The sequence below is a fragment of the Streptomyces sp. Edi4 genome (assembly GCF_040253615.1).
Lineage (GTDB): Bacteria > Actinomycetota > Actinomycetes > Streptomycetales > Streptomycetaceae > Streptomyces.
On sequence record NZ_JBEJGY010000004.1, the window covers coordinates 5628820 to 5653376 of the forward strand.

Consider the following 24557-nt stretch of genomic DNA (forward strand, 5'->3'; position numbering starts at 1 on the left):
AAGGGACCTGACTCATGGGAGCGCAGCTCCGGGTCTACAAGCGTCGCATCCGATCCGTCACCGCGACCAAGAAGATCACCAAGGCGATGGAGATGATCGCCGCCTCGCGCATCGTCAAGGCGCAGCGCCAGGTGGCGGCCTCCACGCCGTACGCGACCGAGCTCATCCGTGCGGTGACCGCGGTGGCGACCGGTTCCACCACCAACCACCCGCTCACCACCGAGGCCGAGGCCCCGGCCCGCGCCGCGGTCCTGCTCATCACGAGCGACCGCGGTCTGGCCGGCGGCTACTCCTCCAACGCCATCAAGGCCGCGGAGAAGCTGTCGGAGCGGCTGCGCGGCGAGGGCAAGGAGGTCGACACGTACATCGTCGGCCGCAAGGGTGTCGCCTACTACGGCTTCCGTGAGCGCAAGGTCTCACAGTCGTGGACCGGCTTCACCGACAGCCCGACCTACGCGGACGCCAAGCAGGTGGCCGCGCCGCTGATCGAGGCCATCCAGACGGAGACGGCCGAGGGCGGCGCGGACGAACTGCACATCGTCTTCACGGAGTTCGTGTCGATGATGACGCAGACGCCGGTCGACAACCGGATGCTGCCTTTGTCGCTGGAGAAGGCTCAGGACGAGACGAGCACGAAGGACCACATCCTTCCGCTCTTCGACTTCGAGCCGTCGGCGGAGGACGTCCTCGACGCCCTGCTGCCGCGCTACGTCGAAAGCCGCATCTACAACGCGCTGCTTCAGTCGGCCGCTTCCGAGCACGCCGCCCGTCGCCGTGCGATGAAGTCGGCCACCGACAACGCCGGAGAGCTCATCAAGAGCCTTTCCCGGCTTGCCAACGCGGCCCGCCAGGCCGAAATCACCCAGGAAATCAGCGAGATCGTCGGTGGCTCCAGTGCGCTGGCCGACGCGACCGCGGGGAGTGACAAGTAATGACGACCACTGTTGAGACGGCCGTTGCCACGGGCCGCGTCGCCCGGGTCATCGGCCCGGTCGTCGACGTGGAGTTCCCCGTCGACGCGATGCCGGAGATCTACAACGCGCTGCACGTCCAGGTGGCCGACCCGGCCGAGGACGGCAAGCTCAAGACGCTGACGCTCGAGGTCGCCCAGCACCTCGGTGACGGCATCGTCCGCGCGATCTCGATGCAGCCCACCGACGGCCTGGTGCGCCAGGCCCCGGTGACCGACACGGGCAACGGCATCACGGTGCCGGTCGGCGACTTCACCAAGGGCAAGGTGTTCAACACCCTCGGCGAGGTGCTGAACAAGCCCGAGGAGAACGCCAACATCGGCGAGCGCTGGCCGATCCACCGCAAGGCGCCCAACTTCGACCAGCTCGAGTCCAAGACCGAGATGTTCGAGACCGGCGTCAAGGTCATCGACCTTCTCACCCCGTACGTCAAGGGTGGAAAGATCGGCCTGTTCGGTGGTGCCGGTGTCGGCAAGACCGTCCTCATCCAGGAAATGATCTACCGCGTGGCCAACAACCACGACGGTGTGTCGGTGTTCGCCGGTGTCGGCGAGCGCACCCGTGAGGGCAACGACCTCATCGAGGAGATGCAGGACTCGGGCGTCATCGACAAGACCGCCCTGGTCTTCGGTCAGATGGACGAGCCGCCGGGCACGCGTCTGCGCGTCGCCCTGGCCGGTCTGACGATGGCGGAGTACTTCCGTGACGTCCAGAAGCAGGACGTCCTCTTCTTCATCGACAACATCTTCCGGTACACCCAGGCGGGTTCCGAGGTGTCGACCCTGCTCGGCCGCATGCCCTCCGCGGTGGGCTACCAGCCGAACCTGGCCGACGAGATGGGTCTCCTCCAGGAGCGCATCACCTCGACCCGCGGTCACTCGATCACCTCGATGCAGGCGATCTACGTCCCCGCGGACGACCTGACCGACCCGGCCCCGGCCACCACGTTCGCCCACCTCGACGCGACGACGGTTCTCTCCCGTCCGATCTCCGAGAAGGGCATCTACCCGGCCGTGGACCCGCTGGACTCCACGTCCCGCATCCTGGACCCGCGCTACATCGCGCAGGAGCACTACGACGCCGCCATGCGCGTCAAGACGATCCTTCAGAAGTACAAGGATCTCCAGGACATCATCGCCATCCTCGGCATCGACGAGCTCGGCGAAGAGGACAAGCTGGTCGTGCACCGCGCCCGTCGCGTGGAGCGCTTCCTGTCGCAGAACACGCACGTCGCCAAGCAGTTCACCGGCGTCGACGGTTCGGACGTCCCGCTGGAGGAGTCGATCACGGCGTTCAACCAGATCTGCGACGGCGAGTACGACCACTTCCCCGAGCAGGCGTTCTTCATGTGCGGTGGCCTGGAAGACCTCAAGGCCAACGCCAAGGAGCTGGGCGTCTCCTGACGCTCCGGCCACGAAGAGGGGCGGGCGCGTCCCGCCCCTCTCCGTATCGCCACCCGAGAACTGACTAGAATCGACCCAACACCCGGCCGAACCGCCGGGTGGTGACCCGAGGAGCCAACCATGGCTGCTGAGCTGCACGTCGAGCTCGTCGCCGCGGACCGCAGTGTCTGGTCCGGCGAGGCCACCCTGGTCGTCGCGCGCACCACGTCCGGCGACATCGGCGTCATGCCCGGTCACCAGCCGCTCCTTGGTGTGCTGGAGTCGGGCCCGGTGATGATCCGTACGAGCGAGGGCGGCACCGTCGTCGCGGCCGTGCACGGTGGATTCATCTCCTTCGCCGACAACAAGCTGTCGCTGCTCGCGGAGATCGCCGAGCTGGCGGACGAGATCGACGTCCAGCGCGCCGAGCGTGCGCTGGAGAGCGCGAAGTCGGAGTCGGACGCCGCCGCTGAGCGGCGTGCCGACGTACGACTGCGTGCGGTGGCGGTGCGCTAGCACTCCGCCGGAGATTTCCCTCAGCCGCGGCACGGTCCGGAACTTTCCGGAGCCGGTCGCGGCTGAGGCGATGCAGGCAGATTTTTCCGTTGCTGGATTACTGGTTGAGCGAGGAGGTCGGTGTAGATGACTCTCGCTCTGCTTGTGTGTGGTCTGGTCGTCGCGCTGGTACTGGTGGGACTCTTCGTCTTCGGTCTGCGCCGGCGGCTGATCCAGCGCTCGGGCGGGACCTTCGACTGCAGTCTGCGCTGGGGGCTTCCGGAGACGCCGGACACCAGCGGCAAGGGCTGGGTGTACGGGGTGGCCCGCTACAACGGTGACCGGATCGAGTGGTTCCGCGTGTTCTCCTACGCGCCTCGGCCGCGCCGCGTACTGGAGCGGTCCGCCATTGATGTGGTGTCGCGCCGCCTGCCCGAGGGCGAGGAGGAGCTGGCGCTCCTGTCCGACGCGATCATCCTGGGCTGCACCCATCGGGGTACGCGGCTCGAGCTCGCGATGAGCGAGGACGCGCTGACGGGTTTCCTGGCCTGGCTGGAAGCGGCCCCACCAGGCCAGCGGGTCAACGTGGCGTAGCAGCCCGAGCAGGGGCTCCGCCCCAGACCCCGACGATGGCCCCACCCCGCCCCTTCCCGAAACCCTCCGGGGCTCTGAACAGGCTGAGGTCCAAGCCCTGGGGCTGCGCCCCAGACCCCGTTCGCGCCTGAACGGCGCTCGTCCTCGACTGCCGGACGGGCTGAGGTCGCCCGCACCGGGCACCCTGCCGAGGTCAGCCCCGCCGGGGGCGCCCCAGGGGTACGCCGGCACCCCGGTCGCGGGGGACGGGCCCGCTGGGCCGGGGTGCCGGGGTGGGGCCGGGTTACTTCAGGCCGGAGTCCATGGCCGTCAGCAGCTCGCCATTGGACGTGTCGCCGCTGAACTCCCAGAAGAACGCGCCGCGAAGCCCCTGGTTCTTCACGTAACTCATCTTCCCGGTGATCGTCGACGGCGTGTCATAGCTCCACCAGTTCGACCCGCAGTGGGCGTAGGCCGTGCCCGCGATCGCGCCGGTCACGGGGCAGGAGGACTTGAGGACCTTGTAGTCCTCGATGCCCTGCTCGTACGTGCCGGGCGCGGGACCCGTCGCCGTGCCGCCGGGCGCGTCCTGCGTGACACCCGTCCAGCCGCGGCCGTAGAAGCCGATGCCCAGGTTGAGCTTGCTCGCCGGGACGCCCTTGCCCAGGTACTTCTGGATCGCCGCGTCCGTGTTGAAGCCGGCGATCGGGATGCCGTTGTAGGAGGTGAGCGGGGAGTGCGGGGCGGTGGGGCCCTTGGCGTCCCACGCGCCGAAGAAGTCGTACGTCATCACGTTGTACCAGTCGACGTAGCTCGCCGCGCCCCCGTAGTCCGCCGCGTCCATCTTGCCGCCGGTGGAGCCGTCGGCGGTGACCGCCGCCGTGACCAGGGCCGAGCTGCCGAACTTGGCGCGCAGCGCCGCCAGCAGGTTCTTCAGGGCGGCGGGTCCGCTGGTGTCGCAGGACAGGCCGCAGGCGTTGGGGTACTCCCAGTCGATGTCGATGCCGTCGAAGACATCGGCCCAGCGCGGGTCCTTGACCAGGGAGTAGCAGGAGTCGGCGAACGCCGCCGGGTTGGCGGCCGCCGCCCCGAAGCCGCCGGACCAGGTCCAGCCGCCGAAGGACCACAGGATCTTGATGTTCGGGTACTTCTTCTTCAGTTCGCGCAGCTGGTTGATGTTGCCCGCGACCGGCTGGTCCCAGGTGTCGGCGGTGCCGTCCACGCTGGAGGAGGCGTCGTAGGTCTTCTGGTAGTCGGCGTAGGCGTCACCGATGGCGCACTGCCCGTTCGTGACGTTGCCGAACGCGTAGTTGATGTGGGTCAGCTTGCTCGCCGAGCCGGAGGTGACGATGTTCTTCACCTGGTAGTTGCGCTGGTAGATGCCCCAGTCGGTGAAGTAGCCGAGCCGCACCTTGTCACCGCTGGGCGCGGGCCCGCCGCCTCCGCCGGTGGTCGTCACCGTCACCGTGCCCGAGGCGGGCCCGGTCTGGTCGGCGGTGTCGCGCGCGGTCACGCTGTAGGTGTACGTCGTGCCCTTGGTCAGACCGGAGTCGGCGTACGTGGTGCCGGTGACGGTCGCTATCTTCGCCGAGCCCCGGTAGACGTCGTAGTTCTTGACGCCCTTGTCGTCGGTGGCCGCCGACCAGGAGAGCGAGACCCCGGTGTCGGTGACGTTGCTCGCGGTCGGCGTGCCGGGGGCGGAGGGCGGGTTGTCGCCGGTCGGGGGCGTCGAACTCCCGTCACAGGAACCGCCGTTGAGCTTGCAGCCCGAGGGTGAGCCCGAGCCCGCGCCGTTGAAGCCGAAGCTCAGGCTCGCCCCGGGGGCGAGGGTGCCGTTGTAGGACTTGTTCTTGGCGGTCCAGTGCGTTCCCGAACTGGTGACGTCCGCGTCCCAGGCCGAGGTCACGGATGTGCCCGAGGGGTAGTCCCACTCCACGGTCCAGGAACTCAGGGCCGTGGAGCCGGTGTTCTTGATGGTCCAGGAGGCGCCGAACCCGCCGCCCCAGTCCGAGGTCTTGGCGTAGGTGGCGGTCGCGGATGTGGCGGCGTGGGCGGGGGAGGCGAGGCCGACGAGTGCGGCCACGGGGAGGGCGAGTGCGGTCAGGGCCGCTGCGGCTCTTGATCTGAAGCCCGTGCGGATGCGACGTGCGGTACTCAAGGCTGCTCCCGAATGGTGCGACGGTGGTGGGGGTGGAACCCTGCTCCGTCCGGTGAGCGTGCCTGGGTGCGTCAGGGATGGCATGCCCACCACAGCAGTGTGCGGCGAGCGTAGAAAGGTCTGGACCAACCGTCAAGAGGTCCAGACCTCCGACACCCGCATCCGCCTCGGCCCGGCAACTCCGCTGCCACGCCGCCCACTTGGGCCCGGCCGCGCGTCTCCGGCCTGTCCGGGCGGCCGCTGACGTGGGGCTTCACCGGGGCCTTCGCCGGAGCCTCCACCGCCGCCTTCGCCCTGCCGGGACGGGCCGCGGTCAGCGCGCAAACCAGCCGGGGCGCACTCCGCGAACCGCCAAAAGCGCTCCCCGGCGCACACAGCCGAGGACCGTACGCTGACCCGGCGATGGGCGGACGAGGTGAGCGGGACCAAGTGAGGGAGCGCGGATGAGCGGGACGGATCGGGCCGGTGACGTCCTGGTCGTGGACGACGACGACGCGGTACGCCGCTCGCTCGACCGGGGGCTTCGGCTGCACGGGTTCCGCGTGCGCACCGCCGACGGCGGCCCCGCGGCCCTCGCCGCGATCGCCCGGCGCCCGCCCGACGTCCTTGTCCTGGATGTGTCCATGCCCGGCATGAGCGGCATCGAGGTGTGCGCCGCGCTGCGGCGGGACGGGCACGACCTGCCCGTCCTGATGCTCTCGGCGCTCGACGAGACCGCCGACCGGATCGCCGGCCTCCAGGCGGGCGGCGACGACTACCTGGTCAAACCCTTCGCCTTGCAGGAACTGGTGCTGCGCCTGCGCGCCCTGCTGCGCCGACGGCCGCCCGCCGAGCACGACGTGGTCCGTGCCTTCGGCCTCGTCATCGACCCCTCGGCCCGCACCGCACACCGCGACGGGCGTCCCCTCGACCTCACCCGGCGCGAGTACGCGCTGCTCGACGTGCTCGCCCGCAACGCCGGGATCGTCCTCACCCGCGACCAGCTGCTCGAACGGGTCTGGGGGTACGACGTCGACGTACGCACCGACGCCGTGGACACCTTCATCAGCTATCTGCGCCGCAAACTGGAGGCGGACGGCGCGCCCCGGCTCGTGCACACCGTGCGCGGTGTCGGCTTCGTCCTGCGGGAGCGGCCGTGAAGCTCTCCACCCGTATCGCGCTCGCCGTCGGCGTCACCGTTCCGCTCCTGGTGCTGGCCTGCGGCGGGCTGTTGCTCGCCCTCGTCGCCCGCGATCTGCGCCAGGCCGAGGACAGTCATCTGAGGGCCAGGGCCGCCGCCATCGCCCCGGACGCCCGGACGCTGCTGCGGGCCGCCGCCAACGGGCAGCCGAGCGCGGAGGAGAACCGCCAACGCAGGCTGTTCAACGCCGCGTTGGACGTGGGTGTACGTCTCACCGGCCCCGAGGGCACCTTCAGCGGCGGCCCCCAGCCCGGCCCGGCGGTGACGCTGCCCGCGCCCGGCAAGGGACCGGTCACCGTGCGCGGCGGCGGCCGGAGCTGGCGGGCGTACGCACTGCCCGTCAAGGGGGCCCAGGTCTCCGCCACGCTGTGGGTGTTCGCGCCGGACACCGCGAGCCGCGCCCAGATCGCCCTGGTCCGGGGGCGCGTCGTCACCACCGCGCTGCTCGCCGCCCCGCTGTCGGCGCTGCTGGCCTGGGCGATCGCGAGCGGCGCGGCCCGTCCGCTGGGGCGGCTGCGCAAGGCCGCGGCCGGACTCGACCCGCGCGCCACCTCCGTACGCCTGGCCCACCGCCCGACCCGGATCGCCGAGGTCGACGACCTGGCCGCCACCCTCCAGACCGTCCTCGCCCGCTACGACGAACAGGCCGCCCGCACCGCCGAGGCCCTGGACACCGCCCGCTCCTTCTCGGCCGCCGCGTCGCACGAACTGCGCAACCCGCTGATGAGCATGGGCACCAACCTGGACGTCCTGGCCCACCCCGGCCTCGCGGACGCCGAACGCGCCGAGGTCGTGGACGACCTGCGCCGCGAGCACGCGCGGCTGCTCGGCATGCTGGTGGCGCTGCGCGAGCTCGGGCGCGGGGACCTGGTCGAGGCCGACGCGTTTCGGGTGCTGGACGTCGCGGAGGTCGCCGACGCCGCGGTCGCCGAGGCCCGCAGGCGCGCCCCGGACGCCGTGATCACCCTGGACGCCGGGCCCGCGCCGGTGCACGGCTGGGAGCCGGGGATCCGCATCCTGCTCGACAACCTGCTGGGCAACGCCCTCGCGCACGGCAGGGACGCGCTCGGCCGCGCCCACATCGCGGTCGCCGTCGTGGTGGCCGGGAGCGAGGTGCTGATCACCGTCGACGACCGGGGGCCCGGCATCGCGCCGGCCGACCGTCAGGAGGTGTTCCGCCGCTTCCACCGGGGGCCCGGCAGCACCGGATCCGGGCTCGGGCTCACCCTCGTCGCCCAGCAGGCGGCGCTGCACCGGGGCAGCGTGGAGCTGGGCGCGGGAGCCGACGGCACCGGGACCCGGTGCACGGTACGGCTGCCCCGCGAAGAGCCGGGCCGCGGCGGGGAACTCCCGGGGCGGCGGGACTGGTTGACGCTCACCGCCGAGCGGTCACAGAGTTCCCACAAAGAGTCTTCCTAGTTTGTGGGGCGTACCGGTCCCCACCTTCTGGGAGGCAACAGCCATGAACAACCCCATCTCCAACCACCGCCGGATCGCGGCGGCCGCGCTCGCCGCGGCGGCGGTGCTGACCGTGACCGCGCCCAGTGCCTTCGCGGACTCGGCGCCCTCGAAGGCGGCCACCGCGCCGGCGCCCACGACGGACGGCGCCAAGGGCATCTGCAAGCGGGCACCCAAGGCGGACCAGCGCGTCGAGCGCGCCCTGAACCGGCTCGACGGGGGCGCGACCACGGTGGGCTCGGTGGCGCGCATGCAGTTGCGGGAGGACAACGCGAAGAAGGAGGGGCACACCGCGATCGCGACCCTGCTCGACCATAAACTCACCTACCGCAAGGGGCTGGTGACGACTCTTCAGCAGCGTCAGAAGGACCTCAAGGACGTGACGGCGTGGTGCCGGGCGAACAACAACGGGACGAAGTGATGCGGGGGCGGCGGGTGCGCTTCGGCTTGGCGGCGGTGGCGCTCACCGGCGTGCTCGCCGCGGGGTGCGGGCATGGGCATCCGGCGTCCGGGGCGTCGTCCTCCGGGACGGAGCGGCAGATGGAGCAGAAGGTCAGCGACGCGGAGTCCGCGGCGGCGGCGGCCGACGCGGACACCACCGCGAACCAATAACCCGGGCCCCCTGGGGCTCCGCCCCAGACCCCGGCCGCACTGAAGGCGCTCGTCCTCAATCTCCGGACAGGCTGGGCATGCGATGCGGACCAGCGCCGACCCCGCCAGGGGCGCGGGGAACTGCGCGAGGAGCGCCCGCGGTCCGCAGCCGAGGTCCCTGGGGCTCTGCCCCAGACCCCGTTCGGCCTGAAGGGCCAGGGGGGACCCCCATGACGGGCTGGGTATGTGCACATGGGCCAGCACGGACCCCGCCAGGGGCGCGGGGAACTGCGCGAGGAGCGCCCACGGTCCGCAGCCGGGGTCCCTGGGGCTCTGCCCCAGACCCCGTTCGGCCTGAACGGCCTCGTCCTTAATCGCCGGTCGCAGCACTGGATGAGTAGTTTCCGATGTGGCTCAGTGGTCGTAGGCCGCAAGTGACCTGGTGGTGGGTGCACCGATGGTTCGGCCGCTGTGCTGTTCGAGGTCGAGTTGGTCTTTGAGGGTGTCGTTGACCGACTCGATCAGCTGTCGCACGGTCTTGAGCAGGGCTTGTGGGCTGTGGGGTGCCGCGGTTGCGGTAGGAGGGTCCGAGCAGGCTGACGGGGACAACGAACGTCGGCTGACCGCTTGGTCATTGTCGATCGCACGTCCGAGGAGGCGAGTTCTCTATACGGCCCCGGTGTCCTAGCTCAGACACCAGCCGCAAAGTAGGTCGCGGGTAGCCGGACTCGCCCCGTTTCCGGGTCCTGGGCGTCGTCGTTGGTCTGATGGAGTGATCGAGGCCAAAGGGGCGGGCGTGCGGCAAGAGTGGTCGTCAGAGGAGCTGTTGGCGAACTGGACGTTGGTAGACGGCGACTGGGACCTGGTGGCGAACAAGAGCGGGGCGACCCGGCTCGGCTTCAGCCTGTTGCTGAAGTTCTTCGAGTTGGAAGGCCGGTTCCCCGATGTGCTGGAAGAGGTCCCGCCGGCCGCGGTGGAGTACGTCGCCGATCTGGTGAAGGTCCCGGCCACCGACTTCGTGAAGTACACGTTGGTCGGCCGGACTGCCGAGTACCACCGCAAGCAGATCCGTGAGGCCCTGGGGTTTCGGCCGTCGACGGTCGCCGGCGAGAAGTCGCTGACCGAGTGGCTGGCTGTGGAGGTCTGCCCGGTGGAGCTGGTGGAGGACCGGCAGCGCGAGGCTCTGCTGGTGGAGTGCCGGGCCCGGAAGATCGAGCCGCCGGGCCGGACCCGGGTCGAGAAGGTACTCGCCGCGGCGCGGGGCAGGTGGGAGAGGACGTTCTGCGTCCGCACGATCGACCGCCTGGGCGAGGCGAGCACGGCTCGGCTGCTGTCCCTGGTGGCCGAGGACAAGGAGACGGGTACCGCCCTGCTGGCCGCGCTCAAGCGCGACCCGGGCGCGGTCGGCCTGGACTCCCTCCTGACGGAGATCACCAAGCTCAACGACGTGCGCAGGCTCGGGCTGCCCGACGGGCTGTTCGCGGACTGCTCGGAGAAGCTGGTGGCCGCTTGGCGGGCGCGGGCGATCAAGATGTACCCCTCGGACTTCCGCGACACAAGCGAGGACGTACGGATCACCCTGCTCGCGGCGCTGTGCTCGTCCCGTCAGGCAGAGATCACGGACGCTCTGGTTGACCTGCTGGTCGCTCTGGTCCACAAGATCAACGCTCGTGCCGAGCGGCGGGTGGAGAAGCAGCTCACCGCCGAGTTGAAGAAAGTCCGCGGCAAGGAGGGCATCCTCTTCAAGCTGGCGACAGCTGCCGTCGACAAGCCCGACGAGGTCGTCCGCCGGGCCCTGTTCCCGGTGGTCGGGGAGAAGACGCTGCGCGAGCTGGTGGCCGAGGCAAAGGCGAACGAGAAGGTTTTCAAGGCCAAGGTCCGCACCACGCTCCGGTCGTCGTACAGCTCGTACTACCGGCAGATGCTGCCGCCGCTGCTGAATACGCTGGGCTTCCACTGCAACAACACCGCGTACCGGCCGGTGATGGACGCGATGAAGCTGCTGAAGAAGTACGCCGACATCGACGGCAAGACCCGCTTCTACGACGTCGGCGATGAGGCACCCATGGACGGCGTGGTGCGCAAGGAATGGCGCGAGGCGGTCGTCGACGACAAGGGCAAGGTCGAGCGAATCCCCTACGAGCTGTGCGTCCTGGTCGCGCTGCGGGACGCGGTTCGCCGCCGCGAGATCTACATCGGGGGTGCCGCCCGCTGGCGAAACCCTGAGGACGACCTGCCCGGCGACTTCGAGGCCACCCGCGCTGTGCACTACGCCGCGATCCGTCAGCCGCTGAACCCAAGGGCGTTCATCGCGGACCTGAAGAAGCGCATGACCGCGGGCCTGGACCGGTTCTCCGCCTCGCTCGCGGACGGCAGCGCGGGTGGAGTGAAGGTCACCATCCGCAAGGGCGAGCCGTGGATCACCGTTCCGAAGCTGGAGCTGCTGGCCGAGCCCACCGGCCTGGCGGACCTCAAGGACGAGGTTGCACGCCGCTGGGGCGTCCTGGACCTCCTGGACGTGCTGAAGAACGCCGACTTTCTCACCGGATTCACCGAGGAGTTCTCCTCGGTGGCCGCGTACGAGCGCATCGAGCGTGACGTCCTCCAGCGCCGCCTGTTGCTGGCCCTCTTTGCCCTGGGCACGAACATGGGCATCCGCGCGATCGTGGCGACCGGCGAGCACGGCGAGAGTGAGGCCGCGCTGCGGCACGTCCGGCGGCACTTCATCACGGTCGACAACCTGCGGGCCGCCGTCACCAGGCTGGTGAACTCCACCTTGGCCGCCCGAGACACGGCATGGTGGGGCCGCGGCACCGCGTGCGCGTCAGACTCGAAGAAGTTCGGGTCCTGGTCCTCGAACTTCATGACCGAGTACCACGCCCGCTACGGCGGCAACGGCGTGATGATCTACTGGCACGTCGAGCGGAAGAACGTCTGCATCTACTCCCAGCTCAAGAGCTGTTCGTCGTCCGAGGTCGCCGCGATGATCGAGGGCCTGCTGCGGCACTGCACGGACGCCGAGATCGAGTCGAACTACGTCGACACCCACGGTGCGAGCGTCGTCGGGTTCGCCTTCACCGAACTGCTCAACTTCCGCCTGCTGCCGAGGCTGAAGAATATCGGCAGCATCCGCCTGTACCGCCCGGACGACGCCCCGCCTGGCTGGCCCGCGCTCGGCGCCTCGCTGACGCGGCCGATCCGCTGGGAGCTGATCGAGCAGCAGTACGACCAGATGGTGAAGTACGCGACCGCGCTCCGGCTCGGGACAGCGGAGGCCGAGCAGGTCCTGCGGCGCTTCACCCGCGGTGGCCCCAAGCACTCCACCTACCAGGCACTCGAAGAACTCGGCCGCGCCGTGCGCACGATCTTCGCCTGCGACTGCCTGGCCAGTCCCGGCCTGCGCCGTGAGATCCACGGTGGGCTCCAGGTCGTGGAGAACTGGAACAGTGCGAATACCGTGCTCCACTACGGCAAGGACGGCGCCCTGACCGGCCCGGACAAGGAGCACGCCGAGACGTCGATGCTCGCTCTGCACCTGCTCCAGTCCGCGCTCGTGCACGTCAACACCCTGCTGATGCAGCAGGTCCTGGCCGAACCGGCGTGGGCGAAGAAGTTGAGCGACGAGGACCGACGCGGCCTGACCGCGCTGTTCTGGTCGAACGTCAACCCGTACGGCACCTTCCGCCTGGACATGAGCAAGCGCATCGACCTTGGGCCGGCCGCCATGCCCCGTCCTCGAACCCCGGCGGAGGCCGCCGACCGATCGAGCACGGAGATGCGATGAAGGACTTTGCCGACCTCACCGACCCCCAGATGAACGAAGCCGCGCGGCGGGCACCGGGGGCCGGTCACGGTGAGCACATCGCCGGGCACCCCCAGGACTGCCGACCAGACGGCGGCGGACTCGGCACCCGGGACGGTGAGGGATGGTTCCGGCGCTGGGTCCGGGTGTATTGGCTTGGCCTCACCGCCCGGGTCATTGGCCCTTGTCACATGTTTTTGAGGTCGTCGGCAACGGTGGAGGTCGGGGTGTGGAGGATGGCGTCGAACGCCTCAAGGATGGGGGTGTGGAGGTAGGTGCTTTGGACCCGGATGCGGTCGGGGCTCGGGGCAAGGTCGGAGTCTCCATGGGCCTCCTGCGGGCGTGCCTGCTGGAGATCGGCGATGCTGAGCCCGAGTTCGGCGTCGGCGAATGCGGCTTCGATGCTTCCCGGCTCGGCCTGCTCCAGCGCGGTGGCTTCGATGGTGAAGCCGAAGGGCGTGTTCTCGTCGCGGGGCATGTCCGCGGTATGTCCGGTGGTGCTCACCAGGCCGAGGGCGAAGTAGTCATCGCCGAGCGTGCGGTGCAGGTGCTGTCCCATGGGGAGTCCCGTGAGGTGGCCGTTGAAGGCCACCGGTGTCTTCTGGATGTGGGCGTTGTGAGCCGCCAGCACGACGCGGGTCCCGGGTTCGAAGCGTCCCAGGTGCCACAGGACCGACTCGGCCATGTAGACGTCGCGGGCTGAGGTGTCGGCGGTCAGCCCTTTGCCGGCGAAGAGGTCGGCCATGGCGCGGAAGGTGTAGTCGGCGTGGCAGGCGCCTTCGAGTCGGCGTACGGCGATGTCGTAGCTGTGCTGGTCGCTGCGGGAGACGTACAGCGGTTCGACGGAGCGGAACCGGATGAGCAGGCGCGTCAGGGTCGCGGTGAGGGCGTCTTGTTCGGCGGTGGCCAGGCGTGCCCACGCGGGCGCGGCGACGGCCGCGGAGCTGCCGGCGAACGATTCGGCGATCCGTATCGCCTCCTGGACGACCGGCAGGGTTTCGGGATCGATGCGGCGCAGGTAGTCGGCGACCGGGGCCAGGGCGGGCAGCAAGGACCCACCGGCGGCCGGGATGTCGATGCCTGTGAAGCGCACCGGTGTTGAGGCGGTTCGGTTGTAGCGGCGTATCCAGCGCAGCGGCTCGTCGACTCCCACCGGGATCGTCCCGGCGAGGTGCGCCGACAGGTCGTCGTCCCTCCCCTCGCCCTGGGCCCACGCGTCCAGGGGGAAGCCTTCGCTGAAGCCGTACTCGAAGGCCAGGACGGTGAATCCGCAGCGCTCGGCCAGGAAGCGCAGGATGCGCTCGCGCAGGGATGCGAACTCGTTGATGAAGTGGGAACTTTCGCCGATCGCGACGACACGTGCGTCGCCGATGATGGCGCGCAGCGGTTCCAGATCATCCAGTGGTGCCTCGGGGTCGAGGTGGTCGAGGGGGACGGCGTGCGTGCGAAGCCAGTTGACGAACGGGTTGTGGTGGAGCGAAGCAGGCATGCTGACAGCTCGATTCTCGGTGCTGGAATGGTGGAGCGTGGATAGGGGGCGGGTTACCGCGCAGGTCGTCCTGGGCCGGGCTCGTTCAACGGTCGGTGGCGCTGGGGGTTGTTGGGTCCAGATGTTCCGTTTCCACGTGCCCGGGTGCGGCGTTCTCCAGGTCGTCGATGCTGCCGGACATGATCGTGCGGATGTGTTCGGTGATGTGCTGGAGGGGCCAGTCCCACCAGGCCAGGGCGAGGAGGCGGTTGATGTCGGTTTCGCTGTAGCGGCGGCGGATGAGGCGGGCGGGGTTGCCGCCGACGATGCCGTAGGCGGGGACGTCGTCGACGACGACGGAGCCGGAGGCGATGATCGCTCCGTGGCCGATGCGGACGCCGGGCATCACCGTGGCCCGGTAGCCGAACCAGACGTCATGGCCCACCGCTGTGTTGCCTCGTGCGGGCAGGCCGGTGATGAGGTCGAAGTGTTCGGCCCAGGAACCACCCATGATTGGGAACGGGAACGTGGAGGGGCCGTCCATGCGGTGATTGGCGCCGTTCATGATGAACCGCACGCCCTCGCCCAGTGCGCAGAACTTGCCGATGACCAGCTTTTCCGGCCCGTAGTGGTACAGCACGTTGCGGGTCTCGAAGGCGGTCGGGTCATCGGGGTCGTCGTAGTAGGAGAAGTCTCCGACCTCGATCAGGGGCGAGGTGATCAGCGATTTCAGCAGCACCACCCGCGGCTGTTCGGGCATCGGGTGCACCACGGTCGGGTCGGCGGGAACAGGCGGCATTACGAATTTCATCCTTCCTGAGCGATGTCTGCGGGTGTCTGCGGGCCCGGAGGACCTCAGCACGTGGCGGCGGACGTATCTGTCGCCTGTAAGGCCAGATGGACGCCCTGCCAGTGCCGACGCAGCCAGCGGTCATGGCTGACGATGACGAGCGTGCCGTTGTACCCGCTCAGAGCGGTTTCCAGCTCCTCGGTGAGGGCGGGCGAGAGATGGTTGGTTGGTTCGTCGAGCAACAGGACGTCCGAAGGCGCACTGAGCAAGCGCGCCAGGGCCAGACGCTGCAGCTGCCCGGTGGACAGCCGGCCGACCGGCACCGCGAGCTGGTCGCGGTCGAACAGGCCGAGGGACAGTAGTTGTTCGGCGTGTCCGGCGGCCTCTCCTGTCCGGCCACGGGCGAAGGCGGCCAGCACGGTCTCGGCCGGCTTGCCGGGGCGCGGTTCTTGGGGGAGGTAGCCGATCCTGCCGCGGCGGGTGAGGCTTCCGCTGTCGGGAGTGATGTCCCCGGCCAGTACGCGCAGCAGGGTGCTCTTGCCCGCTCCGTTCGCTCCTGTGATCAGCAGGCGCTGGCCCGCCGTGACGGACAGGCAGGTGCGGGCAAGCCGGTCCGTGACGGCGATGTCGGCGGCGTCGAGTACGACGCCCTGTAGGCGGCGGGTCCGTAGTACGGGGGTGAAGCGCAGTGGCTCCGGCGGGGGCGGTACCGGGTCGGCAAGGAGGCGGCGCAGTCGTTCCTCGGCGTTGCGCACCCGGCTGGCCAGCGATTGCTGCACGCGGCCGCCCGCGCGGTCATAGGCCAGCTTGTTGCCGTCCTTCATCGGACGGCCTGGGGCCACCTGGCGGGCGGTGGTCGCGGCTGCCTCGCGGAGCCGGTCGATGTCGGCGCGCCACTGGTCGTACGTCTGGGCCCAGCGCTGCCGGGCAGCCGCCTTCTCGGCGAGGTAACCGGTGTAGCCGTTGCCGTACCGCACCACGCGACGCGTGTCGCTGTCCACCTCCAACAGGCTGGTCGCGACCCGTTCGAGGAAGACCCGGTCGTGGGAGACCGTCACGGTGGTGCCCCGCCGTGCGCGCAGGTGCTCTTCCAGCCAGCTCAGGGCACTGTCGTCGAGATGGTTGGTCGGCTCGTCCAGCAGCAGCACTTCCGGCGCCGCCGCCAGGCAGGCCGCCAGTCGTAACCTGACCCGTTCCCCGCCGGACAAGCTGCCCACCGTACGGTCACGGCCCACGAGCCCCAGGCCCAGCCCGTACAGGGCACGTTCCACGCGGGCGTCGGCGTCGTAGCCGCCGCGCACCTCGAAGACCGTGAGCAGTTCGCCGTATTCGGCCATGCCGGACTCGTCACCGTCGGCCATCGCGGTCTCCAGACGGCGCATTCGCTGCTCGACCGCACGCAGATCGCTCAGCCCCCGGTCGATGACCTGCTGGACCGTCGCCTGCGCCGCCAGTTGCTCGTCCTGGGCGAAGTAGCCGACCCCGCCGGTGGCCTGGACGACCACCTCGCCCTGGTCGGGCCGTTCACGCCCGGCGAGCAGGCGCAGCAAGGTGGTCTTGCCCGATCCGTTCTCGCCGATGATCCCGGTGCGCTCGCCCGCGGCGAGCGAGCAGGTCACCGAGTCAAGAACGGGCCTGCCGTTGAAGGACTTGCTGACGGCGAGCGCAGTGATCTGTGTGGGCATGCAGAGACTCCAAAGCATTCGGGAACGAGGCGGCCGTCGAGGGTTGCGCGGCCGGGCGAACGCTTCGGAAGAGCATCAATCACTCCACTAGTGCGACAACTGCTGCTTTAAGATCTTGCCATAGCGACGACGCCCGAGCAAAGGTATTCAGCGATGACTCCCGCAGACCCAGGACCGGAAGGCACCCCTCCGCCGCCGACCCGCCGCCGGCCCGGGGGTCGCACCGCCCGTATTCGTCAGCAGGTGCTCGACGCAGTCGTCGCCGAACTCGGCGAACACGGTTATGACGGGCTCACCACCGACGCCGTCGCCGCCCGCGCCGGCGTACACCGCACAACGGTGTACCGGCGCTGGGGGGACGTCGGCGGCCTGCTCGCCGACGTTCTCGACGCGGCGTCCGATGACGACTGGCAGCCACCGGACACCGGCTCACTGGAAAGCGACCTGGCAGCACTGAACCAGGAGATCCACACAGCCCTGATTGCACAGCCACCGATCATGGCAGCACTGATCGCCGCCTCGTTCCGCTCCGAGAAAGCCGCCGAGGCCCAACAGCGGCTCTGGGAGGACCGGTACGCCCGCTGCGAAATCATCGTCAGCCGGGCTGTCCGGCACGGCGAACTACCACCGCACACTGACGCCCGGCAGCTGCTCATCGCGGCCACCGCACCGCTGTACCACCAACTGGTGCTCCTCCGCACGACACCCGATCCGCAACTGCCCGGCCATGCAGCCAGAACCGCCGCCCTCGCCGCAGCCGCCGGCGCCTTCGCCGAGCCCCCATCAGCATGCAGTGTCTGAGCAAGACTTCGCCAGCTCCGCACTGCTTGCAGCAGTTCGTTTCATAGGTGGTCGCTCATGAAACACCCAGCCGGGACGTCGGCCACCTGCGGCGATCATGTTTCATGAGTTGTTGCAAAAAACTGGACACCTGAAACATCCTCATGAAACAGTCCGGGGTCGTGAGCGACGACTTCAAGCGCGTGGAAGCGCACGACTGCCCGATGTCCACCTGCGCCGCCCCCTCGGGCTCCCCGTGCCGGACCGGCAAAGGCAAGGTGGCCATCCAGTACCACACAGCCCGCTTCCGCCTCGTGCCCCAACTCGCCAAGGCCCTGAGCGTGCCGACTCCCGCCGTACGCAAGCCGGGCTCGGCGTGGACCGAACTACCCAGGCCCGTGCACGCCAGCGCCGAACCGGTCGGACACGTCCGCCTCGGCTACGCCCGCGCCTCGACCGCCCGGCAGTCCCTCGACGCACAACTCGACTCGCTCGGCGAGGCCGGGGTCACCCGGGTCTTCTCGGAGAAGATCTCCACCCGCGCCACCAAGCGCCCCGAGCTGGAGGCCGCCGTGAAGCTCGCCGGGGAGATCCGCTCCTCCGGCGTCGCCGTCACCCTCGTCGTCCACGAACACAAACGGCTCGGCCGCGGCATCGAACTCGCCATGCTCGCCGAGGAGCTGAAGGCGAGCGACGTCGGCCTGGAGTTCCTCACCGGCGAGCTGAAAGGCTCGCACGACCCCTCCGGCATCGTCTTCGCGGTGCTCGCGGCCATGTCCGGGATGGAGCGTGAGTACATCCGCGACCGCACCCTCGAAGGCCACGAGTCCGCCCGTAAGCGCGGCAAGACCATCGGCGGCGCTGGCGTCACCGACGACTCCATGCTGTCCATGGCCCTCCACCTGCGCGACCAGGAGATGAGCCTGCGCGACATCGCCAAGCGACTCGTCATCACCACGGGCGCGAAGAAGGGGCAGCCTCCCTCGCCAGCCACCGTCATGCGGATGCTCCGCGAGCATGACGCGCAGGCCGCTACGGAGGCGAGTACGTGATCACCCCGCTACTTTGCGGCTGGTGTCTGCGCTAGGACACCGGGGCCTATACCGCCTGACGGATGCCCCGCGCTGCCGCCGGTTTCAGAACCGGCATCTACACACTGGACGTTCAGGGGCTGGCCGCGGAGGTCATCGAGAGCCGAGCGGTCGAGGCTGGGTGGGCCCGCCTCCAAGGAAGCGGCTTCGGCCGCGAAATAGCCGAAGTCTGCTGTCGAGGCACGCCCAGTTGATCCGTCGAGCCGGGTGCGCAGGAGCCGGACGCGCTACTCGTGGATGGCAAGGCCGGCGCATCGCGGCATCCAACATTCCACTGCGCAACGCGCTCGGCGCCCGTCGTAGTTCCGCGCCTCGCAGGAGGCGCGGAACTTGACGCCTACCGAACCTGTCTCTCAGTCCAGTTGGGGCAGGACGTGTGTGGCCAGGCCATACTCCCGGAAGATGTCCTCCAGCGCGAGGGCCATGGCATCGATGCCTTCGTTTCGCACAATCACCAGATCACGCACTTGGAAGTAAGCCCCCGAGAGGGATTCTCCTGTGGTGGACCAACGATCCATCAATGAGGTGATCCGCTCTACCGTCATGAGCGTAGCACTCCAACGTGTCCCATCTTTCGCCGTGATGATGGCGTCGACGTCAGCAATAGATCCTGGATCCTCATCCTCTGAAATCGAGAATTCCACCTTCAGCCCGAGAGTTCCGATCTCCCTCGTGGTGTCACTTCGCAAAAATCTTCTCCAATCGAGCGATTACCTTGGGCTCGTTACCCTTGTCGGCTTTTCCGACAATTTCCACCCCACCTTCAACCATGCGGAAGAAGAGCCGGCCTCCCCTCAGTCACCACCCGGTTGTCCCGGGAAGCACGGGCTTTTCCGCTCCTGCACGGCGACGCCGCGGATGCGGACGCGTTCGCGTCGTCAGGCTGCGGGTAGGGCGGGATGGCGGGCGTTCTCATCATTGCCCGCCGGAACCACACGAGCTGGTACTTCCCTACCAGACGCTGTGCTGGAGTTTCTGGCCCTCGTGCTCCGTCAGCCCGCGAACCCCGACCGGTTTTGCCATCCCGCCTTCCCAGTAGGCCGGGAAAGCATTACCAGCCAGTGCAAGGAGCAACCCAGGCGAACCTTCCCGGTCACAGCACTAGGTATGCCCATGCGGCCAGCGCCAAGTAGTCAGGGGTGCGGGGAACTGCGCGAGGAGCGACCACGGTCCGCAGCCGAGGCCCCTGGGGCTCCGCCCCGGACCCCGTTCGGCCTGAAGGGCCTCGTCCTCAAACTCCCCCAAGACCTTAAGGGCCAGGGGGGACCCCATGACGGGCTGGGTATATGCACATGGGCCAGCACGGACCCCGCCAGGGGCGCGGGGGACTGCGCGCTCAGCCGGACGGGCTGGGGTTGCGGGTCCGGGCCGGCGCCGAGCAGGCATGGGCGCGGGGAACTGCGCGAACGGGGGTGCGGGGCCCGCAATTCGTGCGGCCCGGATGCCATCCCGACAGAGGGCCGGGGAGCCCCCCCCGCACCCTCAACCCGGTCGCACTCACCCCAAAAAAAGTGTCACCGCTCACCCCCCGGCACCCACAACACATCCCCCACCCCCACGTTGGCCACGCGGGCCAGGATGAACAGGAGGTCGGAGAGGCGGTTCAGGTAGGTGGCGGTGAGGGGGTTCATCACCTCGCCGTGGACCTCGAACGCCGCCCACGTCGAGCGCTCCGCCCGCCGCACCACCGTGCACGCCTGGTGCAGCAGCGCCGCCCCGGGCGTGCCGCCGGGCAGGATGAAGCTCCGCAGCTTCTCCAGGTCCTCCAGGAAGCGGTCGCAGTCCGCCTCCAGCTTGTCCACATACGACTGCTCGACCCGCAGCGGCGGGTACTGGGGGTTCTCGACGACCGGCGTCGCGAGGTCCGCCCCGACGTCGAAGAGGTCGTTCTGGACCCGGACGAGCACCTTCACGACCTCCTCGGACAGCTGCCCGAGCGCGATGGCCGTGCCGATGACGGCGTTGGCCTCATTGGCGTCGGCGTACGCCGCGATCCGCAGATCGGTCTTGGCGGTCCGGCTCATGTCGCCCAGGGCCGTCGTGCCCTGGTCGCCGGTGCGGGTGTAGATGCGCGTCAGATTGACCATGCCGCCAGCGTAGTTACGCTCCGGCCGTCCGGAAGACCCGTGTGCCCACCGTCACGGCCGCCCCCGCGAACCCCGCCGCCACCAAGGCCCCGTACAGCATGGCCGGCGTGGCGTACGCGCCGAGATAGGCCGAGCGCACCGCGTCCACCAGATAGCGCAGCGGCGTGAAATGCGAGAGCACGTTCAGCCAGGCGGGCGCGAGCGTCATGGGCAGCATCAGACCGGAGAGCAGCATCGAGGGCATGGCGATGGCGTTGACCAACGGGCCGAACCCCTGGGGCGTGGGCACCTTCATGGCCAGCGCGCACGACAGCGAGGCCAGCGCCAGGGCCAGCAAGGCCACGAAGGCGAAGCCTATGAGGATGCCGGCGAGCGGAGCCCGCAGGCCCATCGCCAGGGCGGTCAGGACGAGCAGGGCCGCCTGGAAGACGAAGAGCGCGCAGTCCCGAAGGACCCGGCCGAGCAGCAGCGCAAGACGGGACACGGGCGTGACGCGAAGGCGCTCCACGACGCCCCAGCTGTTCTCGATGATGACCCCGAAGCCCGTGAACGAGGCGCCGAACAGGGCCAGTTGGAGCAGCAGGCCGGGCACGAGCACCTGCCAGGAGCTGCCCCGGGAGCCCAGCGGCATGCCGGTCAGAAGCGGGCCGAAGAAGAGCAGGTAGAGCAGCGGCATCAGGACACCGAAGAAGATCTGGAACTTGGATCGCAGGGTCTGGCGGGCGTACCTGCCGAAGACCAGCGCGGTGTCACGCAGCAAAGGTGAGACGGTCATGGGGGAGTCCTAGACGGCTACGGGGGCGGTTTCCTGGGGCGTGGGGCTGCGCCCGGTGATGGCGAGGAAGGCGTCCTGGAGCGAGGCGTCCGGGCTTTTCGCGTACCGGGTCTTGAGGTGGGCCGGTGTGCCCTCGGCCGCGACCACGCCCCGGTCGACGACCACCAGGCGGTTGGCGAGCGCGTCGGCCTCGTCCAGGTAGTGGGTGGTGAGGAAGACGGTGGTGCCGTGCTCGGCGCGGATCCGCCGGATCAGGTCCCACAGGTCGGCGCGGCTGCCCGGGTCGAGCCCGGTGGTCGGCTCGTCGAGGAAGAGCACCGAGGGCCGGTGCGTCAGGCCCATCGCGATGTCCAGCCGCCGGCGCTGGCCGCCGGAGAGCGTGGACGTCTTGCGTTCCAGGAGGTCTTCGAGGCCGAGCTCCGCCGCCAACTCCCGCGCGCGCAGGGCGGCTTGGGGTTTGGTGAGCCGGTAGAGGCGGCCCTGGGTGACCAGCTCCTCGCGTACCGAGACGGTGGGGTCGAGGCCGCCGGACTGAGCCACGTAACCGCACGCCCCGCGCACCGCCGACGGCTCGCGCACCAGGTCGTACCCGGCCACGGTCGCGGCGCCGCCGGTCGGCGGGAGCAGCGTGGTGAGCATGCGCAGGGTCGTGGTCTTGCCCGCGCCGTTGGGCCCGAGGAAGCCCAGGATCTCGCCCTCGCGCACCGTCAGGTCGATGCCCCGCACCGCCTCGACGGGCCCGCCTTTGCCCTGGAAGGTCCGGGCGAGCCCGGCCGTGCTGATGATTGCCATGACTCCAGAAAAACAGAGTCACGCCAATTTTGCAATGCCCCCAAGTTTTAAGCGGGTGCAGTGGTTCGTCTACGCTGGTGGCATGGCAGAAGGGCTCAGGGAGCGGAAGAAGCGCGAGACCAGGCAGCGGATCTCGGACCTGGCCACCGGGCTCTTCATCGAGCGCGGCTTCGAGGCGGTCACCATCGCCGAGATCGCCGACGTGGCCGACGTCTCGGTGAACACCGTCTACAACTACTTCCCCGCCAAGGAAGACCTGTTCTTCGACCGGAGCCACGGCGTCGTGGACCGGCTCTCGCGCTGGGTGCGCGGTCGGGACGAGGGGGAGTCGGCCGCCGCCGCCGTCCTGCGCGAGCTGCGCGCCGAGGTGGAGTCGGTGTCGCCCCGGGTCGGCCTGATGGAGGGCTACAGCCGCTTCATGGCCGTCATCCACGACTCGCCCGCGCTCAAGGCCCGGTTGTGGGCGGTGGGCCAGGAAGTCCTGGAGAACCTGGACACCACCTTGCGCCAGGAGGTCCAAGCGCGCCCGGATGAGCCGCTGCCCTCGCTGGTCGCCGGGCAGATCAGCTGGGTCCACCAGACGGCGATGGCGGCCATCGGCCGCGAGATGATGGCCGGCCGCGATCCGAGGGAGGTCTCCCGCGAGGTGCTGGTCCTGATCGACGAGATGGAGGGGCTGCTCGGGGACGGTGTGCTCAACTACGCCGTACGGGGCGCCCGCTGAGACCCACCTCACGCCGGACGGTGTGATGTCCGTCATGAAAAAAGGCGTGGGCGGCTCGAAGAGCCTCGTAAAGGGGCGGCGGCCGGAAGACGGGCGGGCGTGACGCGTATCTCTTCGCCCTCCCAGAAGGCCGCTCGGCCGATAGCCTCCGCCAAGAAGGCTTGGGTGGAAACCTGTTGGAGGGAAGTGTCGTGGCCAGGAAGCTCGCCGTCATCGGAGCCGGACTCATGGGGTCCGGTATCGCGCAGGTCTCTGCCCAGGCGGGCTGGGACGTCGTCCTGCGCGACGTCACCGACGAAGCCCTCACCCGGGGCACCGACGGCATCAAGGCCTCGTACGACAAGTTCGTGAGCAAGGGCAAGCTGGCCGCCGAGGACGCCGAGGCCGCGCTCGCCCGCATCACCACGACCACCGATCTGGACGCCGCCGCCGACGCCGACATCGTCGTCGAGGCCGTCTTCGAGAAGCTTGAGGTCAAGCACGAGATCTTCCGCACGCTCGACAAGATCGTGCGCCCGGAGACCGTGCTCGCCTCCAACACATCCGCCATCCCGATCACCAAGATCGCGGCCGCCACCGAGCACCCCGAGCGGGTCGTCGGCGTCCACTTCTTCTCGCCGGTGCCGATGATGCGGCTGTGCGAGCTGGTGCGTGGCTACAAGACGAGCGACGAAACGCTCGCCGCCGCCCGGGAGTTCGCCGAGTCGGTCGGCAAGACCTGCATCGTGGTCAACCGCGACGTGGCCGGCTTCGTCACCACCCGCCTCATCTCGGCGCTCGTCGTCGAGGCGGCCAAGCTGTACGAGTCGGGCGTGGCCAGCGCCGAGGACATCGACCTCGCCTGCAAGCTGGGCTTCGGCCACGCCATGGGCCCGCTCGCCACCGCCGACCTCACCGGCGTGGACATCCTGCTGCACGCCACCAGCAACATCTACACGGAGTCCCAGGACGAGAAGTTCGCCCCGCCGGAGCTGATGCGCCGGATGGTGGACGCCGGTGACATCGGCCGCAAGAGCGGGCAGGGCTTCTACAAGCACTGAACCGCCCGGCACCCCCGACCTCACCCCATGGGGTGAATTAGGTATCGGTTCGCTCACGGGCGGCAACTTCCATGCCCGTGCGGCAGTCAGTTGTTGAGTCGGTTGTCGTAAAAGCCAGAGCATCTGTCAGGAGCGCATATGCACATCAGGGGCGACCACGTCGAGCTGGTCGTCGGGGGCCGCCTCGACGTCCGCAGCGCGGCGGACGCCCGTACGGCCCTGCACTCGGCGGTCGACGACGGGGCCGGTGATCTCGTGCTCGACCTCACCGAACTCGACTCGTGGGACGCCACCGGGCTCGGCGTGATCATGGGCGCGCACCGCAGGGCCGGGCGGTGCGGCCGGCGCCTCGTGCTGCGCGGCGTGCCGCCCCAGATGCAGCGCCTCCTGGTCGCCACCCGGCTGCACCGCATCCTCGCGATCGAGGGCGGCATCGTGGCGGAGGCCCTGCCGCGCGTGTAGCGGGCCGCGAGCGCGAAGGCGGCTGCACGCGGCGCGCGAGCGCTCGTACGACCCGGATGCGTCGGGCGCGGGGGCCTACCCCCTTACCGAAGACGGGTGTTGTCATGACAGGGGTGCGGTAAACGGACTCCGCACGCAATCCTCACGAGACCATGACGTCCTGGACGGGGCGGCACCCCGGCCGTTCGGAGATACTGTCCCACGGTCTAGGGTTCGGCTTCCCGCCGATCGACGAACCCACACGGCGGGCACC

General features: G+C 69.3%; 22 protein-coding genes and 1 pseudogene. 14 read left to right on the plus strand and 9 right to left on the minus strand.

Annotated elements, in window-relative coordinates:
* The first annotated feature begins 14 nt into the window (after positions 1–14).
* The 4 genes from ABR738_RS27720 to ABR738_RS27735 all read left to right on the plus strand — a co-directional run bounded on the left by ABR738_RS27720 (position 15) and on the right by ABR738_RS27735 (position 3442).
* The gene (locus tag ABR738_RS27720; protein ID WP_350232673.1) at positions 15–932 is read left to right on the plus strand and encodes a F0F1 ATP synthase subunit gamma; all 918 of its coding nucleotides are present in this window, start codon (positions 15–17) and stop codon (positions 930–932) included.
* On the plus strand, positions 932–2374 hold the full coding sequence (gene atpD / locus ABR738_RS27725) for a F0F1 ATP synthase subunit beta (RefSeq protein WP_120721371.1): 1443 nt from the start codon (positions 932–934) through the stop codon (positions 2372–2374). The genes ABR738_RS27720 and atpD overlap by 1 nt, the downstream gene beginning before the upstream one ends.
* 120 nt (positions 2375–2494) lie before the next feature.
* Positions 2495–2869 (plus strand): F0F1 ATP synthase subunit epsilon, encoded by a 375-nt coding sequence (locus tag ABR738_RS27730; RefSeq protein WP_350232674.1) that lies wholly within the window; start codon positions 2495–2497, stop codon positions 2867–2869.
* A gap of 126 nt (positions 2870–2995) precedes the next feature.
* Positions 2996–3442 carry a DUF2550 domain-containing protein gene (locus ABR738_RS27735; RefSeq protein ID WP_114038179.1) on the plus strand — a complete coding sequence of 149 codons (447 nt, stop codon included), beginning with the start codon at positions 2996–2998 and terminating at the stop codon, positions 3440–3442.
* A gap of 283 nt (positions 3443–3725) precedes the next feature.
* Here ABR738_RS27735 and ABR738_RS27740 read toward each other — a convergent pair whose 3' ends face one another.
* Positions 3726–5579, minus strand: a complete 1854-nt coding sequence (locus ABR738_RS27740; RefSeq protein WP_502964154.1) for a glycosyl hydrolase family 18 protein — start codon at positions 5577–5579, stop codon at positions 3726–3728.
* A gap of 443 nt (positions 5580–6022) precedes the next feature.
* On the opposite strand from ABR738_RS27740, the gene ABR738_RS27745 reads away from it, so the two are divergent.
* From ABR738_RS27745 to ABR738_RS27760, 4 genes are read left to right on the plus strand one after another with little or no spacing between them, the layout of a single operon-like run.
* On the plus strand, positions 6023–6718 hold the full coding sequence (locus ABR738_RS27745) for a response regulator transcription factor (protein ID WP_350232675.1): 696 nt from the start codon (positions 6023–6025) through the stop codon (positions 6716–6718).
* Entirely contained in the window at positions 6715–8178 is a 1464-nt protein-coding gene (locus tag ABR738_RS27750) for a sensor histidine kinase (RefSeq protein ID WP_350232676.1), read from the plus strand. Before ABR738_RS27745 ends, ABR738_RS27750 begins: the two co-directional genes overlap by 4 nt.
* A 43-nt stretch (positions 8179–8221) precedes the next feature.
* Positions 8222–8638, plus strand: coding sequence for a hypothetical protein (locus ABR738_RS27755; protein ID WP_350232677.1), 417 nt, complete (start codon positions 8222–8224; stop codon positions 8636–8638).
* Between the two features lie 14 nt (positions 8639–8652).
* Positions 8653–8829, plus strand: coding sequence for a hypothetical protein (locus ABR738_RS27760; protein WP_350232678.1), 177 nt, complete (start codon positions 8653–8655; stop codon positions 8827–8829).
* A gap of 393 nt (positions 8830–9222) precedes the next feature.
* Here ABR738_RS27760 and ABR738_RS27765 read toward each other — a convergent pair.
* Positions 9223–9360, minus strand: a pseudogene (locus ABR738_RS27765) (IS982 family transposase); the annotation flags it as partial.
* A 244-nt stretch (positions 9361–9604) separates the two neighbouring features.
* On the opposite strand from ABR738_RS27765, the gene ABR738_RS27770 reads away from it, so the two are divergent.
* Entirely contained in the window at positions 9605–12592 is a 2988-nt protein-coding gene (locus tag ABR738_RS27770) for a Tn3 family transposase (RefSeq protein WP_350232679.1), read from the plus strand.
* Between the two features lie 205 nt (positions 12593–12797).
* Here the strand turns inward: ABR738_RS27770 and ABR738_RS27775 are convergent, their stop codons facing one another.
* From ABR738_RS27775 to abc-f, 3 genes are all read right to left on the minus strand, one after another.
* Complete coding sequence (locus tag ABR738_RS27775; protein ID WP_350232680.1) at positions 12798–14099, minus strand: erythromycin esterase family protein; 1302 nt, start codon at positions 14097–14099, stop codon at positions 12798–12800.
* A gap of 85 nt (positions 14100–14184) precedes the next feature.
* Positions 14185–14877, minus strand: a complete 693-nt coding sequence (locus tag ABR738_RS27780; RefSeq protein ID WP_350232681.1) for a CatB-related O-acetyltransferase — start codon at positions 14875–14877, stop codon at positions 14185–14187.
* A 56-nt stretch (positions 14878–14933) separates the two neighbouring features.
* A complete protein-coding gene (abc-f, locus tag ABR738_RS27785) occupies positions 14934–16553 on the minus strand; it encodes a ribosomal protection-like ABC-F family protein (protein ID WP_350232682.1) in 1620 nt (539 codons plus the stop codon).
* Positions 16554–16706: 153 nt separating this feature from the next.
* Between abc-f and ABR738_RS27790 the strand changes: the two genes are divergently transcribed.
* Both ABR738_RS27790 and ABR738_RS27795 read left to right on the plus strand, forming a co-directional pair.
* Positions 16707–17354: a TetR/AcrR family transcriptional regulator gene (locus ABR738_RS27790; RefSeq protein ID WP_350232683.1), complete on the plus strand. Its 648-nt coding sequence runs from the start codon at positions 16707–16709 to the stop codon at positions 17352–17354.
* Between the two features lie 161 nt (positions 17355–17515).
* Entirely contained in the window at positions 17516–18385 is an 870-nt protein-coding gene (locus ABR738_RS27795; protein ID WP_350232684.1) for a recombinase family protein, read from the plus strand.
* Between the two features lie 392 nt (positions 18386–18777).
* Here ABR738_RS27795 and ABR738_RS27800 read toward each other — a convergent pair whose 3' ends face one another.
* The 4 genes from ABR738_RS27800 to ABR738_RS27815 all read right to left on the minus strand — a co-directional run bounded on the left by ABR738_RS27800 (position 18778) and on the right by ABR738_RS27815 (position 22078).
* Positions 18778–19068 carry a hypothetical protein gene (locus ABR738_RS27800; protein ID WP_350232685.1) on the minus strand — a complete coding sequence of 97 codons (291 nt, stop codon included), beginning with the start codon at positions 19066–19068 and terminating at the stop codon, positions 18778–18780.
* Positions 19069–19938: 870 nt separating this feature from the next.
* Positions 19939–20511 (minus strand): cob(I)yrinic acid a,c-diamide adenosyltransferase, encoded by a 573-nt coding sequence (locus ABR738_RS27805; RefSeq protein WP_350232686.1) that lies wholly within the window; start codon positions 20509–20511, stop codon positions 19939–19941.
* A 13-nt stretch (positions 20512–20524) separates the two neighbouring features.
* Entirely contained in the window at positions 20525–21286 is a 762-nt protein-coding gene (locus ABR738_RS27810; RefSeq protein WP_350232687.1) for an ABC transporter permease, read from the minus strand.
* Positions 21287–21295: 9 nt separating this feature from the next.
* Positions 21296–22078: an ABC transporter ATP-binding protein gene (locus ABR738_RS27815; RefSeq protein WP_350232688.1), complete on the minus strand. Its 783-nt coding sequence runs from the start codon at positions 22076–22078 to the stop codon at positions 21296–21298.
* A gap of 82 nt (positions 22079–22160) precedes the next feature.
* Between ABR738_RS27815 and ABR738_RS27820 the strand changes: the two genes are divergently transcribed.
* The 3 genes from ABR738_RS27820 to ABR738_RS27830 all read left to right on the plus strand — a co-directional run bounded on the left by ABR738_RS27820 (position 22161) and on the right by ABR738_RS27830 (position 24304).
* On the plus strand, positions 22161–22802 hold the full coding sequence (locus tag ABR738_RS27820; RefSeq protein ID WP_350232689.1) for a TetR/AcrR family transcriptional regulator: 642 nt from the start codon (positions 22161–22163) through the stop codon (positions 22800–22802).
* Positions 22803–22993: 191 nt separating this feature from the next.
* The gene (locus ABR738_RS27825; RefSeq protein ID WP_350232690.1) at positions 22994–23842 is read left to right on the plus strand and encodes a 3-hydroxyacyl-CoA dehydrogenase family protein; all 849 of its coding nucleotides are present in this window, start codon (positions 22994–22996) and stop codon (positions 23840–23842) included.
* Positions 23843–23980: 138 nt separating this feature from the next.
* A complete protein-coding gene (locus ABR738_RS27830; RefSeq protein ID WP_100577458.1) occupies positions 23981–24304 on the plus strand; it encodes an STAS domain-containing protein in 324 nt (107 codons plus the stop codon).
* The last annotated feature ends 253 nt before the right edge of the window (positions 24305–24557 follow it).

What these genes read in the sequence shown, in the direction of transcription:
- ABR738_RS27720 (WP_350232673.1), top strand. Translation starts at nt 15, where the DNA reads ATGGGAGCGCAGCTCCGGGTCTACAAGCGTCGCATCCGATCCGTCACC.
- ABR738_RS27745 (WP_350232675.1), top strand. Translation starts at nt 6,023, where the DNA reads ATGAGCGGGACGGATCGGGCCGGTGACGTCCTGGTCGTGGACGACGAC.
- ABR738_RS27730 (WP_350232674.1), top strand. Translation starts at nt 2,495, where the DNA reads ATGGCTGCTGAGCTGCACGTCGAGCTCGTCGCCGCGGACCGCAGTGTC.
- ABR738_RS27820 (WP_350232689.1), top strand. Translation starts at nt 22,161, where the DNA reads ATGGCAGAAGGGCTCAGGGAGCGGAAGAAGCGCGAGACCAGGCAGCGG.
- atpD (WP_120721371.1), top strand. Translation starts at nt 932, where the DNA reads ATGACGACCACTGTTGAGACGGCCGTTGCCACGGGCCGCGTCGCCCGG.
- ABR738_RS27830 (WP_100577458.1), top strand. Translation starts at nt 23,981, where the DNA reads ATGCACATCAGGGGCGACCACGTCGAGCTGGTCGTCGGGGGCCGCCTC.
- ABR738_RS27780 (WP_350232681.1), bottom strand. Translation starts at nt 14,877, where the DNA reads ATGCCGCCTGTTCCCGCCGACCCGACCGTGGTGCACCCGATGCCCGAA.
- ABR738_RS27790 (WP_350232683.1), top strand. Translation starts at nt 16,707, where the DNA reads ATGACTCCCGCAGACCCAGGACCGGAAGGCACCCCTCCGCCGCCGACC.
- ABR738_RS27810 (WP_350232687.1), bottom strand. Translation starts at nt 21,286, where the DNA reads ATGACCGTCTCACCTTTGCTGCGTGACACCGCGCTGGTCTTCGGCAGG.
- ABR738_RS27735 (WP_114038179.1), top strand. Translation starts at nt 2,996, where the DNA reads ATGACTCTCGCTCTGCTTGTGTGTGGTCTGGTCGTCGCGCTGGTACTG.
- ABR738_RS27775 (WP_350232680.1), bottom strand. Translation starts at nt 14,099, where the DNA reads ATGCCTGCTTCGCTCCACCACAACCCGTTCGTCAACTGGCTTCGCACG.
- ABR738_RS27805 (WP_350232686.1), bottom strand. Translation starts at nt 20,511, where the DNA reads ATGGTCAATCTGACGCGCATCTACACCCGCACCGGCGACCAGGGCACG.
- ABR738_RS27815 (WP_350232688.1), bottom strand. Translation starts at nt 22,078, where the DNA reads ATGGCAATCATCAGCACGGCCGGGCTCGCCCGGACCTTCCAGGGCAAA.
- ABR738_RS27755 (WP_350232677.1), top strand. Translation starts at nt 8,222, where the DNA reads ATGAACAACCCCATCTCCAACCACCGCCGGATCGCGGCGGCCGCGCTC.
- abc-f (WP_350232682.1), bottom strand. Translation starts at nt 16,553, where the DNA reads ATGCCCACACAGATCACTGCGCTCGCCGTCAGCAAGTCCTTCAACGGC.